The 17347-nt window shown below is 42.9% G+C and carries 9 protein-coding genes; all 9 read right to left on the reverse strand.

Annotated elements, in window-relative coordinates; all coding sequences use genetic code 11:
• Positions 1-66: 66 nt before the first annotated feature.
• Complete coding sequence (locus R2Q80_RS16115) at positions 67-2835, reverse strand: glycoside hydrolase family 2 protein (RefSeq protein WP_316800582.1); 2769 nt, start codon at positions 2833-2835, stop codon at positions 67-69.
• Entirely contained in the window at positions 2835-4268 is a 1434-nt protein-coding gene (locus tag R2Q80_RS16120; RefSeq protein ID WP_316800583.1) for a sialate O-acetylesterase, read from the reverse strand. The genes R2Q80_RS16115 and R2Q80_RS16120 overlap by 1 nt, the downstream gene beginning before the upstream one ends.
• Before the next feature lies 1 nt (position 4269).
• Entirely contained in the window at positions 4270-6099 is a 1830-nt protein-coding gene (locus tag R2Q80_RS16125; RefSeq protein ID WP_316800584.1) for a six-hairpin glycosidase, read from the reverse strand.
• A complete protein-coding gene (locus R2Q80_RS16130; protein WP_316800585.1) occupies positions 6096-7001 on the reverse strand; it encodes a glycoside hydrolase family 43 protein in 906 nt (301 codons plus the stop codon). Before R2Q80_RS16130 ends, R2Q80_RS16125 begins: the two co-directional genes overlap by 4 nt.
• 26 nt (positions 7002-7027) lie before the next feature.
• Positions 7028-8428: a glycoside hydrolase family 140 protein gene (locus R2Q80_RS16135; RefSeq protein ID WP_316800586.1), complete on the reverse strand. Its 1401-nt coding sequence runs from the start codon at positions 8426-8428 to the stop codon at positions 7028-7030.
• Between the two features lies 1 nt (position 8429).
• A complete protein-coding gene (locus tag R2Q80_RS16140) occupies positions 8430-11591 on the reverse strand; it encodes a DUF6298 domain-containing protein (RefSeq protein ID WP_316800587.1) in 3162 nt (1053 codons plus the stop codon).
• 40 nt (positions 11592-11631) lie between these two features.
• A complete protein-coding gene (locus R2Q80_RS16145; protein ID WP_316800588.1) occupies positions 11632-13263 on the reverse strand; it encodes a polysaccharide lyase in 1632 nt (543 codons plus the stop codon).
• A 1-nt stretch (position 13264) separates the two neighbouring features.
• Positions 13265-14920, reverse strand: a complete 1656-nt coding sequence (locus tag R2Q80_RS16150; protein ID WP_047800698.1) for a polysaccharide lyase family 1 protein — start codon at positions 14918-14920, stop codon at positions 13265-13267.
• 384 nt (positions 14921-15304) lie between these two features.
• Positions 15305-17320 (reverse strand): RagB/SusD family nutrient uptake outer membrane protein, encoded by a 2016-nt coding sequence (locus R2Q80_RS16155; RefSeq protein ID WP_047800699.1) that lies wholly within the window; start codon positions 17318-17320, stop codon positions 15305-15307.
• Positions 17321-17347 lie beyond the last annotated feature (27 nt).

A 17347-nucleotide genomic window follows, 5' to 3' on the forward strand; every position in this document is an offset into this window, starting at 1 on the left:
GATTTCACAGATTTGCGCAGATTGAGATCTATTTATCTGCGTTCTTCGCGTCATCTGCGGGAAAACCTATTTACCGGAAAAATCAAAATACAAAGTCATATCCAGCGCCCTGCTGGGATCTTTGTCAAAATCATAATAAATATTCTTCATTCCCATCGGTCCGGTTGTTTCAGGCTTCTGGGTTTTTGTTCCGATTGCGGAAATCGCATTCATAAACGAAATATCCCCGTTCGGAAAAGTCGGACTCATGTTGTCATATTCTGTATCTTTCGATTTCTTTGGGGTAAACAACCTTAAAAATACATCTTCCCGGTCGGTTAGTACTTTAAAAGACTGTTGTCTACCGATAAATTCGCACCAGTACATATTCGAGTAATAACCTTTAAACTCCGGATACTGCCATGCCGGCTCTCCTGTTGCCGAATCATTATAATCCTTTTTCCATATGCCAAATTCGGTTCCCTTCATGCGGTTTTTCCATACCCGGTACGGACCATTTCCTTTATATTCTACCCCTTTAATTTCTGTTTCAGGATAAGAAAAATTTAGTCCTGCAAATGTGGTAAAGTAACCGGACGGGAAATATTTCACCTGCATTTTCAACCATCCCGAAGGATAAACTGTCCATTCTAATGTGTTGAAGCTTTCTTTTTTATCGAAAGTTGAAGAGATAATCAGCGTGTCGCCTTCCCTTTTAACCTTAAAGTTTTTAAAATTATTTACACCTTCCTGTAATACCGGCCCATTAGAAAATGGAATGATGCCCTTGGCATTTTCGACTTTTTGTAATAGACCAGTGGTTTTATCAAAACTAAACTTAATGCCATTTGCAGCAACCAGGTAAACCAGAGCCGGTTCTTCCAGCGCGACTTTTGAACCACCTGCTTTTGCAACTATTCTTTCAGTATCATCCTTAGGCAAATTAATCGGAAAACTCCAGGTAAAAAGTACTTTACCATACACATCCTTTGCGGTGAGGTACAAAGCGTCAAAGGTCCTCCAGTCTGATGGCAGATTGATTTGCAATTTACCTTTTTCAGAAGGCTTCACATCCGGAGCATCGGTTTTTCCAGACTTGAATTCAGCATCTCCAGCGCTTTTCAAATGCTTTAACTTCCATTCAAAAGTGCATTGATTCAGGTTAGTGAAAGCATAACGGTTTTCCACCAGGAACGAACCATCAAAGCCAGGGGTCATTTCTCTTTTTTCGATAAAAACAGGGCACCATACTTCTTTAATGGTAAAGAAACTCCCTTCTTTTTGGTGATAAGGGCCAATAATCCCGTCAGGACCATGATTTCCGTCCGTGTCTAACTCACCATTTTTGTCGGTACGTACTACTGCCTGATCGGCAAAGTCCCACAGAAAACCTCCGGCTGATAAAGGATTATGCCACATGGCATTCCAATAATCTTCAATTCCGGCACCATGGCCACCATCCCACATCCCGTGCAAAAATTCCGTTGGCATTAAAATGTTGTGCCCGTGATCGTAATTCCCGATGCCATAGTTAAACTCCCGGTAATGCGTGGTTTCAAATCCACCAAAAACCTCCCATGGATGGATTAGCGGGCGTTTCTGGATGTCCTCTTCAGGAAAAAGATGATCGAGTTCCCGGTTGTGTCCACCTTCATTCCCGTTTGCCCAGAAGATAATGGATGGGTGATTTTCATCACTACTCATCATTTCTTTCATCAGTTTAGTACCCGTTGGCGTATCATAAGTGCCATGCCATCCGGCCAGCTCATCCATCACGAATAAACCAAGCGAATCACATACATCCAGAAAATGTCCGTCGGGCGGATAATGCGACATCCGAACCGCATTCATGTTCATTTCTTTCATTAACAGCACATCCTCAATGCTGATGCGCTTGCTGGTGGTTCTGCCAGATGATGGGTAAAAAGAATGGCGGTTCACACCTTTAAATTTCATTTTCGCGCCATTTACATATACCCCATCCCGCTCCTTTACTTCAACGGTTCTGAAACCGATTTTTTTGGTAAGCTGATGAACTCTCTTTCCTTTTTTGATCAGGGTAAAAGTCGCCGTATAGAGGTTTGGGAATTCAGACGACCAGAGTTGGGGATTTTTGAAGGTGTGTAAGATTTGTGTTGATCCGGATGTTGCTTTAACTGAGAAGGCGTTACCGAATTTTTTTCCGTTGTGGTCTTTGAGTTCGACTGAGACTTCATCAGCTGATCCTGCAGTGAGAACGTTGGCAGAAAAAATACCATTTGCTTTGGCATCCGCTTGAATTCTTTCCATGTGCGTTTGTGGCAAAGCTTCCAGATAAACCGGACGAAAAATACCGCCGAAAATCCAGAAATCTGCTTTACGCTCTGCTTCATTTACCGATTGGTTTGCCGAGTGTTTGGAAACTTTAACTTCCAGAAGATTATCAGTATCATATTTAATCAGTCCCGAAATATCATAGTTAAAAACATAAAATGATCCCTGGTGCACAGCACCGGCCAGTTTCCCGTTTATTTTAACTTCAGTATCCGTCATCGAACCCTCGAAAACAATTCTGATGATTTTAGATTTCCAGTCACCCGGAACTTTAAACCTGTACTTATATAGTCCTTGTTCTTTTCCTTTATTAGCCTCCTTGTTGAAGCCATAATTGTATTTACCAAAGCCCTGCAATTCCCAGTTTGAAGGTACCGGAATAGTAGTCCACTTACCCGAATTTGCACCTTCTGTACAGAAGAATTCCCAATTCACCGTCTGATCATTTCCCGTTCCTGAAAGATATAATTTCTCCGTTTGTTGGGCTTTCAGGGCATCAAACATGATTAATAAACAAAAGAAAAATATAAATCTAAGTCTCATTAATTGGTTCTAAATTGATTACTTAAAGGGTTATCCGTTCTGAAAGGCAGTGCCGGTAATCCATTGCTATACAAACTTCCTGCAGGGCTTTCAGACCAGTTATAGCGAACATTTACAGGTTTGGCGACTTCTTTTGAAAACACTAAGACTTTGCCATCTTTTATTACAGCTTCAGCATTTACAAATTTGCCATCACTACCAGCAATGGTAAAGCCAGTTATAGCATCACTGGCGGATTTTAAATAATCAAAATCCAATACTGCTTTTCCGCCCTGGATGGTAAAAGCTTTAAAAACCGGTCCCGAAAAGCTGATTTGCTGATGATAGGTTTTGGCTAGTGCCCAGAGTGCCAGCCGGCGCCCAACTTCCCATTTATAAGTGGGATGCAGGTCGCCCCCATTATCGTTTAAATCAGAAGTCCCCACCATACCCGTATTTGGCAGCCTTAAAAGTTGTTCCTGAGCTTCCCAAAAGTTCGGTTCAGTGTCTGTTGTGAGTATGACCTTGTCGCTTTTCTGTTTGCTATAGTCGTAAGGTGCAATCTGAACGTAGTAAAAGGGCAGTTGTTCTCCCCATGCTTTGCGCCAGCTCTGGATCAGCACCTTCATTTTGTAACTGTAAGAAATGGTTTCGTTCAGGAAACAGTTGGTTTCACCCTGATACCAAAGGAAACCCCTGATTTTAAAATTCGTCAAGGGCGCGATCATGGGACTATAAAATTTACCAGGATCATTGCCAACTTTTTTATCCTTAAAATAGACTTCATTTGAAAAAGCCTGCTCATCTATCCAGGGTTCGATGGCGCTTCCGGGTACGGCAGATGAGATCATACCCACAGGAATGCCTAATTTTTGCTGCACTTCCTTCGCAAAGAAATAACCTGCTGCAGAAAATGAACGCAAAGCTGAATCTTTGGCCACTGCCCAACTCCTGTGAATGCTATCGGGTTTCGATAATTGTTTGCGGTTAACCAGAAAAATCCTGATTTGATCATTATCTGCCTTTTCTACTTCATCTGACGGGAAACCGAGCTTTTCATTTTTGGGCTTAGGAATTTTAGCGAGTTTGCGCATGGCATATTCCATGTTCGACTGGCCTGAGCAAATCCACACTTCACCAACCAGAATATTGCTTAACTCAATTTTATTTGAACCTGAAATGACCATAGTACGGCCTATCGCTGATGTTTTTAGTGGACTTAAAACGATCAGCCACTTCCCATTCTGGTCAGTAATCGTTTGTTTTTTCTGCCCTGCAAAAGCCACCTCTATCTTCTCAGCTGGTGCAGCAAAGCCCCAGATATTAATGGGTTTATCTCTTTGCAAAACCATAGAACTCGAAAGGATTTGTGGCAACAGTATTTTGGCGTTGGCGGAAAAAGCGCATAACGCAAATAATAAAACCAAAGCTGTTTTATACAAGAACCTCCTCATCCTAAAATCCCTCCGTTTTTAAATATTTAATCGAATACACCGCCTCTTTCTTTTCAGATTCTCCGGCATTTTTCAAATCATAAGTCTGGTCGGCCGGTGTATCAGCATCGGGAAAGTGGCGAACATCCCCCGTACGGAAAACAATCCTTGAAACCTCAGCAACCGGCTGAAAAGCCAGACTGGTCAATACCTCTTTCCCATTTACTGTAATGGTGTAGAACCTGGTAAAAGCATCCAGTTTCAATTTGATATCATAACTTTTACCGGCCTCATACTTCATAAAGTTTTTATAGCGGGCACCGGCTTTTGCACTGATTGTTCCTGCGGTATCAAATGTTAAACGCACTGTTGCCATACCTTTTGCATCTTGCAGTTCGATCTCCAGTAAGCCAAAATCACTCTGTTTCGGCGTTACTGAAAATGAGGTGATCGTTTTTCTGGCGGCTGGGAAAACCCGTTCTGCTTTGGCGAAATCAAAAGGGTCTTTATCTTTCAGTACCAGTGCACCACCTTCGAGTTTTACAGATGCCCAAAGCGGACTGTAAATATTCCACCTGTCGAGCGCCTTATCTTTTGGCATTTTACTGAACTCCTCTTTTACCTGGCTACTTTCCACGACGTTTACCGGTACCGGAACACGTGATATCCAGATGTCTTCCTTATTCATACTATAGGTTACCCACAAATTGCCATCAGCCGGTTTTCCGTTTCCTTCCTCAATTCCCCTAACATACTGCGGTCCGTATGATTTGTAGTTTCCACCATAACGCATAGGCGTTATCTCTCCGTTAATCAAAGCAAGGTTGGTGTATTCTAAACCGTTTTTACTAGTCGAAATAGCTAAAGGCCAGCGGTATTCTGATGGATTATAAACTGTGGCATAATTTCCGTCCGAAGTTTTTTGCCCCCATATTTTCGCATTGCTATTTACAAAACCCGGTGCACGAAAAGCACTTTCCGGCCAGCTCTTACCATTGTCGGTACTAATCGCCGTTAATGCGTTTTTCCAGAGCCCAACCACTCGGCCATCAGGCAAATGATAGTAACTAAAGGCCTTATACTGCTTTTGCAAAGTGATTAGCGGATCTTTTCTATCAGCTTCTTCATTCCATTGCTGGGTCATTAATTTATTTGATAGCAGTTCATTACAAGCGGCTATAAAAGCTTTGTTTTTGCTTTTAGTGAAGTAAGGATATCTAGTGTTTTTTTCAGAATAACCAGGGTTGTAGTGAACGAAATAAATAGGCCCGTATTTACCGTCTGCCTGAATTTCACGCACTGCCCTACCAATCCCATGTCCATCATTGGGGTCGTCCTTAGCATCGAAACTGATGGCGTAGAAACCCAGAACCAGGAATACATTTTTAGTTGAAACATAGAAACCCATGCGTTGATGCATGACTGCATCCAGGTCTTTTGCCACATCGGTTCTGCCCTCTTTTGTTGTTCCGTCAGGAATCCTGTATATCGGAAAAACCACATCAGGCTTGCTCCAGGTATAGCCGTCTTTTGAGGACTGAACTAAGGTTTGTCCCGGTGGGATGCTTTCCCCCACCTGATCGCTTAAGTATTCAATGTAAAACCTATTGTTCCAGTAAGCCAGCATTGGCGCATGGTTATAAGTCCACCCAAAGCCTTCGGCAAGCTCCGGATGCTCACGATTAGCCCTGAAAGTCTGGATATTGTGAACACCGATCACTGGCGAAAGCTGGCCATGATGGTAATCTGCGTTAACTAAAGTCTTTCCGGTATAGCGTACGGTATCCTGCGCTTCCACATTAGAAAACGCAAGTGCAAATGCCAGGGTTAATCCAAGTAATTTCTTTTTCATTTTTTCAATTTCTCAATCACTTTCCGTTTCACTTTTATGATCGTTCCGTGTTTATGTCCTTCAGGGATTGAAACTTCGGAGGTTGCGTCTTTAAACGTTTTAAAATCAGCCGTTTTATATGCCGAATAGATTTTCTGCCCGTAGGCATCAAAGTAGATCAGCCAATCCTTTCCAACTTTTACAACCGTTGGTCCCTCGGTTAACTTCGGACTAAATGTTTCCGAGACATTTTGATAAGGACCTAAAGCCGCTTTTCCAAAAGCCACTTTTAAATTTCTGTTGGGCCGCGTATTATCTTTCAAAACCAGCACATAATCTTTGATTGCTCTTTTCACAATTACGGCATCGATCACACTGAATCCGGGATCCAGAAACAGCTTAGGTGAAGAGAAAGTCACGAAATCCCTGGTTGTAACAGCATACATCCGGTGGTTGTTATCTTCATCTTCAATCCCTTTTGCAAAACGAAAAGGAATAGTAGAAGCCCATATGATTACAAATTCTTTTTTATCATCATCGTAGAAAACTTCAGGTGCCCATACATTTACTGTTTTCGGCTCACCTTCCATTACCGGAAGAAACTTTTGTTCACTCCAGTGTATTAGATCTTTAGAACTGGCATAACCAAACCCTTTATCTCCTTTCCAGCTGCAAGTCCACACCAGATGAAATGTGCCATCAGGTCCCTGCACAACAGACGGATCCCTTAAAACTTTCTGTGTACCCACTTCCGGCTTTAATAAAACTTTATTCAGGTCAGTCCAATGGTAAGCATCGTCGCTGTATAGCATTCTTAATCCATCGGTAGCAGGTTCATGAAACGATGTGAAAATATAGCCTTGTTTTGAGCAAGAGGTGATTCCACACAAAGCCAGGCCGATAAGGGCTAAACGAAATGACAATATCAACTTTGAACGGCAAACCATTATTATTCTTTTTCTAAAACCAGTACCCAGTCGTTACCATTTGCGGCCTCCCCGGGTGGGTTAAACTCTTTTACGCCTTTATTTTCAAAGGTGCCAATTGCGCTCACTTTCCCTGTACGCGGATCGAACCAGGAGGCTTTTACCTCATCACCATCCGTTTTACCCAGTTGAACGCTGAAGTTTCTGCCTGTATAGGTATAAAGCAATGCAAAATCTTCACCTTTGGTGGCGATAACGCGGTCGTACTGCTCTCCGTTTGTACCGGCAACCAAAGTCTGGTCCGGAACGCGATCAAAGTAGGAATGAGACAATATTAAATCTTTTAAATATTGTATCTGCTTTGCACCGGGGGCATTGATCGCGGTAATCCACTGGTCTTTAGGACCATAAGCGGGTTTTAAATCCGTTTTTTTGTACATCTGCATCACCGAATTATGGCCGTATGTATAACCAAATGCACCCGCAAAAACCGACCAGTATCCATAGCGCCTTACATCCGCATCGGTCCAGCGTGGCTGTGTGGTATCATGTAGACCTTGTGGTATATCCTCGTAAGACGGCTCCCCGTCGATAGTTGGTTTTACCGGTTTCAGTTTATAATCTGCCTCAATATATTTCCAGTTATCTTCTCCATAATGCAGTTTTTCATTTTTGGAAGTATCCTGATCATAACGGCGGTGGCCCGATTGTATCATATCAAAATCGCACCAGTTCGCGTTATGGAACCATTGCGACGACGCCGTTCTCCCTCGTGGATGGAAAGTAATGAGGTGGTTAGGATCATTCGCCCTTAGAGTTTCACCAATTGTTTTCCAAACATCCATGCCCTCGCTTCCTTTAATATCGCCCCCATTTAGCCAGATGATATTCCATTTGTCTTTATAGCGTTTAGCCAGAAATTCAGCGTATACTTTTGCCTGATTCTTATTTACCTTTTTTTGTTTCACATTCGTTCCCCAAACCGGCACCAGTGCCATATACAGTCCTTTTTCAGCAGCTTTATCAATCACATAATCCACATGATCCCAGTAATCGTATGCCACTGAATCTTTTGGATTATTCCCTGGGGTAACGAACGGCCTGGAAACATCTGCGTGTACTAACGACGAATCCAGGTAAACATTCCTCGAGGGAACATCATGTAGCAGCATCACCTGGATCACATTAAAACCTTTCTGCTTACGGTCTTCCAGATACGTATTCGCCTCTTCCCTGTTCAGTCTGCCAAACAATAACCAGCCGGTATCACCCAACCAGAAGAAAGGTTTACCATCTCCTGTTGTCAGGTATCTGGAGTTCTCAGAAATCAGCAGACTTTTATCACCAAAATGAGGTTTCTCCTTGCATCCGAAAGCAAGGCATGAAACAACAGCGATTAGAAATATTTTCGATTTAAAGTTCATGTTAAATTTTGTTGATGATGAGCACCTCGTCTCCAGATGCTGTTTTATCCAGTTTTACTAACGCTCCACCATTCACTTTTTCTGCTTTAAGCACCTTTCCTGTCTTTGGATTGAGTATTTTCACACTGAATTTTCCATTGAATTTACTTAGATCGAGATGAAGTGCATCGGCGGTTGAATTGTATAAAATATAAGCTCTGCCCGGATTTTCAAGTCCGTATTGTTTAACACTTTTACCCGCCGGAAGAAATGGCTTCATGCCGGATGCAAGATTCAGTGCAGACGCATCAAGATAATCGGCATTGGAAAGCGAACCGCCCGCCATTAAAATTGCCCATCCAAAACTGTCAAAGCTATCACCGGAATACATCACTGCCTTTTCTGGAAATTTTGCTTTGTATTCTGATACCGCATGGTAAACTTCTTCAAAAGATGTTTTCCTGGGCTTTAACAAACGGGCATGCTGGCGCGGTGCTAAACTTAATCCACCTTTTGGGGCATATGCACTTCCATCGGCCTGGTAATGCCAATACCTGATATCGATCAAATCAACTACCTTAGCTCTTCTGGCATCTGCAAGAATTGCATCCTGTACATCTTTTGTTACGCTTAGCCCGACAATCGGGTGTTTGCCGGTTTCCTTTTCCCACTCCTCAATGGTATCAATCCAGAATTGTACAAAATGCAGCGGACCCGTAAATTCGGCGCCAATCAATTGAATCACACCAGAATTTCCGTCAAAATTCTCGAGGCATTTTCTGATATAGGCTTTATGAATGGCTTTACGGTGTTCGTTGCTGATGTCGTAAAATTGCTCCGCCATGAAAATCCGCTTATCACCTGCATAAGGAACAGGTTCCGGAAAACCGGTATCGTTAATATTGTTAGCCGTACGCCATGGGAAATCAGCATAGTGAGCGCCTGCTTCGATGATGTTATGCTGGAAATAGTTTTCGTGAATTAACACCAGGCCCTTCTGGTCGGCCAGGTTAGCGAAGGTCTTTAACCTGTCCCAATACCAGAGATTGTATTTGGTAATGTCATATTTACTCAAGCCATCCCAAGCCTTATCCTGGCCACTGCGTGCATAGGGCAACTCGTAAAACGGTGCCCAAACCTCACCATCCATTCGGCGGATCCGCTCATGGTCGTCTCTTCTTCTATCGTACCAGAGGCCGTAATTATGGTCTAAAACTTTTACAGCACCATTTTTCATGGAATCTGTAATCTCATCCAGATCATCAGTCAGGCCATTACCCGAACGGCCGGGCACAAAACGCGTAACGTGGAATCTGGTATTTTTGAGTCCGTAAGGGCGGGCGCTTCCATTCCACCAGGGCACTTCCTGCCGGTTACCCACTACGATTTCATTGCCACGAACCAACCAGCCATTCTGGATGGCCATTGCACCAGCAACTGCTGGCTGAAAAACTTTATCTAATCCTATTTTATCGATGCTTTTCGCCTGAGGGGCATCAGTAGAAATCTTATTTCTTTCCCTTGCAGAATCGATGTATTCAGAAAGTGTCAAAGCAGGTTTATAGGCTAATTTGGTCAGTTTTAAAGCCACATCAACCGGCGGCGAACTTGAAGCCTCGGTTTCTACAGGCAACACAAAAGCTCTGCTATCCACATCATTTCCCAATCTGTCTTTGAGTTGTGCATAATACATACTGCGTGGTTGAATTTGCTCGTTCGACATGTCCCAGTAGCCGTTGCCCGTAAACTGCGCCCAGGTTCCGAATGCCCAGTTCTGCGCAGTTGGCGGTTGCGGGTTATCTACCCTTGCAGCACTGCATTGCCAGAAAACGCTATTGGCAGCACTCCAACCTGCACCTTGTCCGTCCTGACCACGATTTAAATAACTCAGTGCGTTGCCATCAATATTCACAATATCAAATAAAACACCTGATGCCCAGCTATCGATTGTTCCGCTGAAGCTAAAAGGAAGATAGGACTGGCACTGCACAAAAACATTTGGTCCCGGTGCACAGAAACCAACCGCAAAATCATGGTAGCCATATTCGGAGTATAACCTTTGAAAAAGCGTTTGCTGACCCGTGGTATAAAAAGTATTCCTGCGTTCGCCTCCGATTTCCGAAACAGGAGCCAGTGATTTACAGTCTTCAACGGTTACCCTTTTGGCCGACTCCAGTACATTTACGGCTGAGCCTGCAAAATGCTCGAACACCACCTGACGCACCCATGCATCCTGTGCATTTTCTATACAAATGGCTGTCCACCGATGATATTCATCCTTGATATTATCTTTATGATAATCCGATTCAATATTCAGGTTTTCAACTCCCGCTTGTGCAACTCTTCCATCCCACTGGTATTTTGATACCGTTGCGCCTCCGAATTTTGAATCCAGGGCGGTTGTAACGGGTGCATCGAAAGTAATGGTTGATCCGTTTATTGCTGTGATTGTTCTATCCCAACGAACTTCCCTTGTTCCTGGTTTCCAACCTAAGGCGCTTTCACCACCACCAAATTCAACTGTTTTGAGGGTTTCGATCCACTCTTTTGTTGAAGGCCTGCTGATGATGATCTTATCGCCAACCTTGAAACCATTTACATTGGATAAGTTGATCCTATTCGAGTTCACGGGAACATAACTATCGGTAATCGAAACAGGAGTATCCTCTATCTTGTTTTTTTTGCCTATAACCCTAATTACGCCTATGCGGTCTAAGCCGGTTGCGAATATTTTTGTTCCATTTTCGCCAAATCCACTTCCGCGGAGCACTACACCGGAAGTAGTCAGTTTTAAAGTTCCGGCAACTTCGTAAGTTCCCTTTTCCAGTAAAACTGCACCCCGAAGACCGTCTTTTCCAACAGGAAGTTTTGATACATAATTGATCGCCGACTGGATTCTTAAGGTTGCATCGCCTTTTGAAACGGGAACGATCACTTTGATTGACGCATCTGGAATGGATTTTCCGCCAGCCATGTAGCCTGCATAGGAGAAATCAGGAATGCGGTTTCCAAGCTCATCTGCCGTATAGGCCATTTTCCCGTCTTTGCCTTTGAAAATAGGTTTAGGTGGTTCAACAGGCTTGGTTTTCTGGGCAAAGGAAAAGTTCGCCACAAAAAGCGCGATCACTGTAAGGCATAGCGTTTTCAGTTGTTTAGCTTTTAATATATGGTTAGTTTTTGGCATGTTGTTATTTTTGTATAACCGGCGATTGGTTTTGCCTTTTTTAAGGCCTCACCTTGCTTACATCCACTAAGCTATTTAAATATACCTCAATATTGGCATAACCTGATTTCGAAATTTTAGCGGCATCAGCTGAATCCTTCGGATTTAAACCATGCTTCGTTTCCCAGGCATCAGGAATTCCATCGTGATCCGTATCCTGGTAGGGCGTACCCTTATATTCCGGGTAACCACCAACCTGTGCGATATCAGAAATAATCCCTTGCTTGTATGAGTCTGCTGGTAAACGACGTTTTACATAGCTTTGTTTAGCCGGAAGTTTTCCATCTTCAACGTGTTTAATTTTACCGGTTGCTACCTGTTTAACAATTCTTTGGTCAACCGCATCGCGAACCGGCAAAGATGCACCGGCGTTGGCCAGAACATATTCGTAAGCTTTTTTGGTATCGATAATGGAAATCTTCGCCATTGGCAAAGGTTTATCTGTACGGATAGAGTCCAGCAATTTTTGTTTATCACGTTTGCTCTCGGGCTGTACGCCTCCGTCCCAGTTATTTTTAGTCACTTTTTCATTGCCCTCAATGATATTTCCGGTAACGTAAGCACGACCGAATTCATTGGTAAACTTCTTATCCCTGCCCGATTCAGGTTTCAAAATCCGGTAAGAAATAGGTTCGCCTGCTGGTGTAATTGGACCAGGTTTATAATAGTTATTAATGAAGCTGTAAAAAGAAGCGTTATCGCCACCATCAGCACTCCTGTTCCACCAGTTGAAAATTACGTTATTGGCAAAGCCGAAATCGCCATACATCCCAACAGAGGGGTTACGACTGATATTTGAGGCCCATAGATTTCGCATAAAAGTAGAATTCAAACCGCCTATGGTGCTGCCAAAAGCATGATTATAGGTATCGAGGGCTTCAGAGAATATTGAGTTTTGAATCGTAACGTTTACCGTCGGTAATTTCTCCGGTTTCGAGCCATCTTTCGGATCGTAGACATGGCGGTAAATCGACATGTTTTCATCCAGTCCCCAGCTTGCCGACACGTGATCGATCATGATATTTCCTACGGGATTACCTCCAATGGCATCATCTCTTCGGGTTACATCGGTAGCACCGCGGCGGAAACGCATGTAACGGATCACTACATCGTGTGTATTGAGCCATACCGATTCGCCGGCTATGCAAACCCCATCTCCAGGCGCACTCTGACCAGCAATGGTAATATATGGTGCGCGGATGATGAGAGGCGTTTTAAGTCTGATAATACCGGACACATTAAACACAATGATTCTGGCTCCGCCCTGCTCACAGGCTTCACGCAAAGTGCCTTTTCCCGAGTCTCCCAGGCTTGTTACAACATAAACTTTTCCTCCGCGACCTCCGAATGAATAAGCGCCACCGCCCTCGGCACCCGGAAAGGCTGCCAGCTTGGATTGTGGTAAATCGCCCGGTTTAGCTGCCCAGGGAATATAAGGCTTACCTTGTTTTGCTTCAGCATCAACAACCGACTTTACCTTTAAAAACTGTAGCTCTGATTTCTCTTCAATACTTTTTAAAAGCGAATCTGCTTTCTTTTCCATTGCTTCCGGAATTACCGGGTATTGTGCAAAAGCGGCATTTCCGAAACCAAGAGCAGCAATGAAAACTGCCAAAGACGAATATCTGTTCATTTTAGATAGGCTTAACTGTAGATACCGGAACCACGCTGTTTAAATATACTTCAATGTTGGAATAACCACTTTTCGTAATTTTCGCAGCATCAGATGCATCTTTAGGATTTAAACCGTTTTTCAGCTCATAGGCATCAGGCATACCGTCATCGTCAGAATCTTTGTAGGGAGTTCCTTTATACACCGGGTAGCCACCAACCTGAGATACCTCAGTGATGATTCCTTGTTTGTAAGAATCTCCTGGCAACCTGCGGTGCTCGAATTGGAATGCTGATGGTTTCGCATCAGGATGAACTTCAATTTTCCCTGTGGTTACCTGCTTTATCACTCGGGTATCTACCGGATCTCTTTTTGGTAAAGTCGCACCTGCATTTGCCAGTACATAATCTTTGGCCTGTAGGGTTGGAATTATGGAGATTTTAGGCATTGGGAATGGCTTCTTCGTTCTCATGGCCGCAAAATATGGAGAAGCCTGCTCAAAACTCATCAGGTTTCCTTTTTTATCTTCCAGCTGAACGCCGCCGTTCCAGTTATCCTGAGTTACTTTTTGGTTTCCATCGATGATATTTCCTGCAACATAGGCCCTGCCAAAAACCACATAAGGCAATTTACTGCGACCAGATTCCGGTTTCAGAATACGATAGGAAATCGGATCTTTCAAATCAGTAACCGGACCCGGTTTGTAAAAATTATTGATGATGTTATACTGTGCTGTGTAATCACCGCCATCAGTGGAGCGATTATTCCAATTGAAAACTACGTTATTGGCAAAGTTGAAAATGCCGTTCCATCCAATTGATGGGTTACGGGCACCATTATCTGCCCAAAGGTTACGAACAAAAGCACAATTCTCTCCACCAAGTGTTGAACCAAATGCATGGTTCCAGTAATCTAAGGCTTCAGCGAAAATAGAATTCTGGATTGTAATGTTTACTGTCCCTAATTTCTCTTCGGTTTTACCGGTGCTATCATTATACATATGGCGGTACATGGACATATTTTCATCCAGTCCCCAGCTTGCTGACACGTGATCAATCATGATGTTACCAACCGGGTTACCACCTATCGCATCATCCCGGCGACCAACGAAGGTCTCTCCCCTTCTAAAACGCATAAAACGAACGATTACATCATGGGTGTTTAACCAAACCGATTCACCCGCTACGCAAACACCGTCGCCAGGTGCAGTCTGACCGGCAATGGTAATGTAAGGTGCACGGATAATGAGTGGTGTTTTAAGTTTTATGATCCCGGCAACATTGAAAACGACTATTCTTGCACCACCCTGCTCGCAGGCATCACGCAACGAACCCGGACCGCTGTCGTTCAGATTTTTTACCACGATTACTCTTCCGCCGTGCCCGCCAAAGCTATAAGCACCGCCGCCTTCAGCACCGGGAAAAGCTAATAATTCAGACTGAGGTAAATCATTTGGACGGCCTGCCCATGGAATATAAGGTTTCCCTTGTTTAGCTTCCTGTTCTATAATTGGCTTTGCTTTTTCCCAGGCTACATCTGAATGATGGTAGGCCGCTTTAAGCAGAGAATCAGATGACCTCTTAACGTCATCAGGAATTTTCGGATACTGTGCAGAAACTGAACCAGCGGAGAGCGTTAATGCTGCTGAAAAAAGCAGATTTAATAAGTTCTTTTTCATTTGTGTTTTGCTCGTTAAAGAAGCTACAGAAATTAAGCAATTTTCTTGTGGAAGAAACGGGTTCGAATTACAAAAAAATGATGCTGATTTCTTAGATTAACTTGGTTATAAAATTTGGTTAGATAATATATTATGTTTCAAATTTGCATTCAAAAAAAGTAGGTGTTTTTGCTGGTGCAGTTGTTTAAAATTGTGTTATTCGAACAAATAAACTGACGATAAAAACATCAGAAAGCACCTTTAAAAGCCACGATCCAAGATAGGAATATTTTTCATATATAAATGTAACATTCTTAAATAAAAAAGGAGAGCACTCGCTGCTCCCCTTTTTAAAACCAAATATATAAAACACGGAGCGAGAAGATATCTCCTCCGAATGTCTTGTTATTTCAACGGATCGAATGTTCCTGCACCTTTTAAGCTATTCCAGCCTGTAGTCTGTTCCAGGTATGGAGAAGCACTTAAAATGTTTTCGTTCAATCCAAAGAAATAATATTGTGGATACCAGGTAAACTTCCAGTTGGCTGGATTAGTTACGTCAAGGTCATCTTTTTCTGTTATCACAAAATAGTTATCATACAAGTAATCTAGATATGCAGCATAGTTAGCACTACCATTTGGGGTAGGATAAGTTGCCGGATCCCTGTCAATAACCGGTGCATTTCCTGTAGCAGGTTTTATCAACGGATCTGTGCTACCATTATATCTTGCGCCTGCGGTGGTTTTCACTGTGATGAAATATCCTGTTCTACGAGTACCGTTTAAAGGCTTAATACCTAAACGGGCAGCTGTAGGAGAGTTTTCTTCAAAAAGCATCCAGCGTCTTAAATCAAAGAAACGTTTTCCTTCGTATGCGAACTCGATGCCACGCTCTTTAATTACAGCACCAAAAAGCTGATCTCTGCTAGTTAAGCCACCCAGTCCGTATGCCCCGTCTAAATTTTCTACACCCGCTCGTTCTCTGATAGATTTGATACCTTCCAGACCTTCTGAAAGCCTGTTAGAGCCGATAGCAGATTCTGCCAAATTTAGTACAACCTCTGCGAAACGCATTTCCATATAATCCATCCCATTCTGCTGAAAATTTCCATTGGCATTTGAGGCTGCAGGGTCAGTTGCTTTACACAAATATATACCACTTGAATTTGCCCCTTTTGTTTCTGTAGTTAAGCTTGGAATAGTAGCGGTTGCGTTGTTATACCATTTATACGTCCATTGCTTGAAATTTGCCCCTGTACTTCCATTATAGGGCCAAACTGCTCCATTGTAGACAAAGGTTTTGTAAAAACGTGGATCACGGTTTTTATAGAATTTCTTTGCATCGTAGGTATAAGTGGAAGAACCTGGCATTTTACCATCCTTCATCGGAAAAGCATCTACGATTTGTTTTGTAGGAGAAAGAGAACCTCCACCATTTAATTCTTTTGATCTGGCTGCTTGTTCCCATCCATTGTTTTTAGTAGTAGTTCCGCCGATGGCCAGATTATTAAAGCCGTACACGATAACAGCTTCAGGATTATTTACTTCAGTAAACCACATATTACCCCATGCTACTCCATTCGCAGTACCGCCAGTTTTAAATAAGGCACTACCATTCGCTTCAAGTAACGTTTTGGCAGCAAGATTAGCTTTATAGGCTTCTTCCCAACGTGCAGCGTCATCGTTCCGGTTAAACAACGGACTTGCCCATGTCAACAAAACCCTTCCTTTAAGTGCGGCGCAGGCTCCGCTGGTAATGCGTCCCCAATCTGTACTTCCCCATTTTCCAGGTAATAAAGACTGTGCTAAATCTAAATCGGTAACGATTTGTTTGATACAATCTGACGAAGAACTTCTCGGAATTTGCAAGGAAGTACCATCATCGCTTATAGGATCTTGAGGAACTAATGCTAAAGGAACCCCTCCGTAAAGTCTAACCAAATCAAAATATTGCCATGCTCTCCAGAAATACATCTGGCCTTTCAACTTGTTTCTGGTATCTTCCGGAAGCCCGTACTTATCAATTTCGGCAAGAAAGATATTAATTTGTTTTAATCTTGTATACGGATTATTCACAATGCTGGTACTAAGTCTGGCACCAAAATAATTTAATGCATGACTATTGGTGTAGCTAATAGTTGACCAAACCTTATTGAAATCAGTCTCCCCTGCAAACTCGTCGGTTGTTCTAGCAAAATTATCATTTGCCGTGGCCAGGTTCCAGGAAAGGGACTGAGCGTTATTTCCAGGCAAAAATAAACCGTATACGTAGTCGACATAGCCTTGTGCAAGTGCCGCATCTTTAAAAACTTCCTCATTATATCCGGCTAAATCTCTTTTTTCTTCAAGAAATGTGTCTTTACAACCTGCCACTAACATTGCAGCAGCTGTAAATAATACCAATATTTTATTTCTTTTCATCTCTGTTATAGATTATTGATTTTACGA

This window comes from Pedobacter frigidisoli (assembly GCF_032678525.1).
Lineage (GTDB): Bacteria > Bacteroidota > Bacteroidia > Sphingobacteriales > Sphingobacteriaceae > Pedobacter > Pedobacter frigidisoli_A.

What these genes read in the sequence shown, in the direction of transcription:
- R2Q80_RS16115 (WP_316800582.1), bottom strand. Translation starts at nt 2,835, where the DNA reads ATGAGACTTAGATTTATATTTTTCTTTTGTTTATTAATCATGTTTGAT.
- R2Q80_RS16120 (WP_316800583.1), bottom strand. Translation starts at nt 4,268, where the DNA reads ATGAGGAGGTTCTTGTATAAAACAGCTTTGGTTTTATTATTTGCGTTA.
- R2Q80_RS16135 (WP_316800586.1), bottom strand. Translation starts at nt 8,428, where the DNA reads ATGAACTTTAAATCGAAAATATTTCTAATCGCTGTTGTTTCATGCCTT.
- R2Q80_RS16145 (WP_316800588.1), bottom strand. Translation starts at nt 13,263, where the DNA reads ATGAACAGATATTCGTCTTTGGCAGTTTTCATTGCTGCTCTTGGTTTC.
- R2Q80_RS16140 (WP_316800587.1), bottom strand. Translation starts at nt 11,591, where the DNA reads ATGCCAAAAACTAACCATATATTAAAAGCTAAACAACTGAAAACGCTA.
- R2Q80_RS16155 (WP_047800699.1), bottom strand. Translation starts at nt 17,320, where the DNA reads ATGAAAAGAAATAAAATATTGGTATTATTTACAGCTGCTGCAATGTTA.
- R2Q80_RS16125 (WP_316800584.1), bottom strand. Translation starts at nt 6,099, where the DNA reads ATGAAAAAGAAATTACTTGGATTAACCCTGGCATTTGCACTTGCGTTT.
- R2Q80_RS16150 (WP_047800698.1), bottom strand. Translation starts at nt 14,920, where the DNA reads ATGAAAAAGAACTTATTAAATCTGCTTTTTTCAGCAGCATTAACGCTC.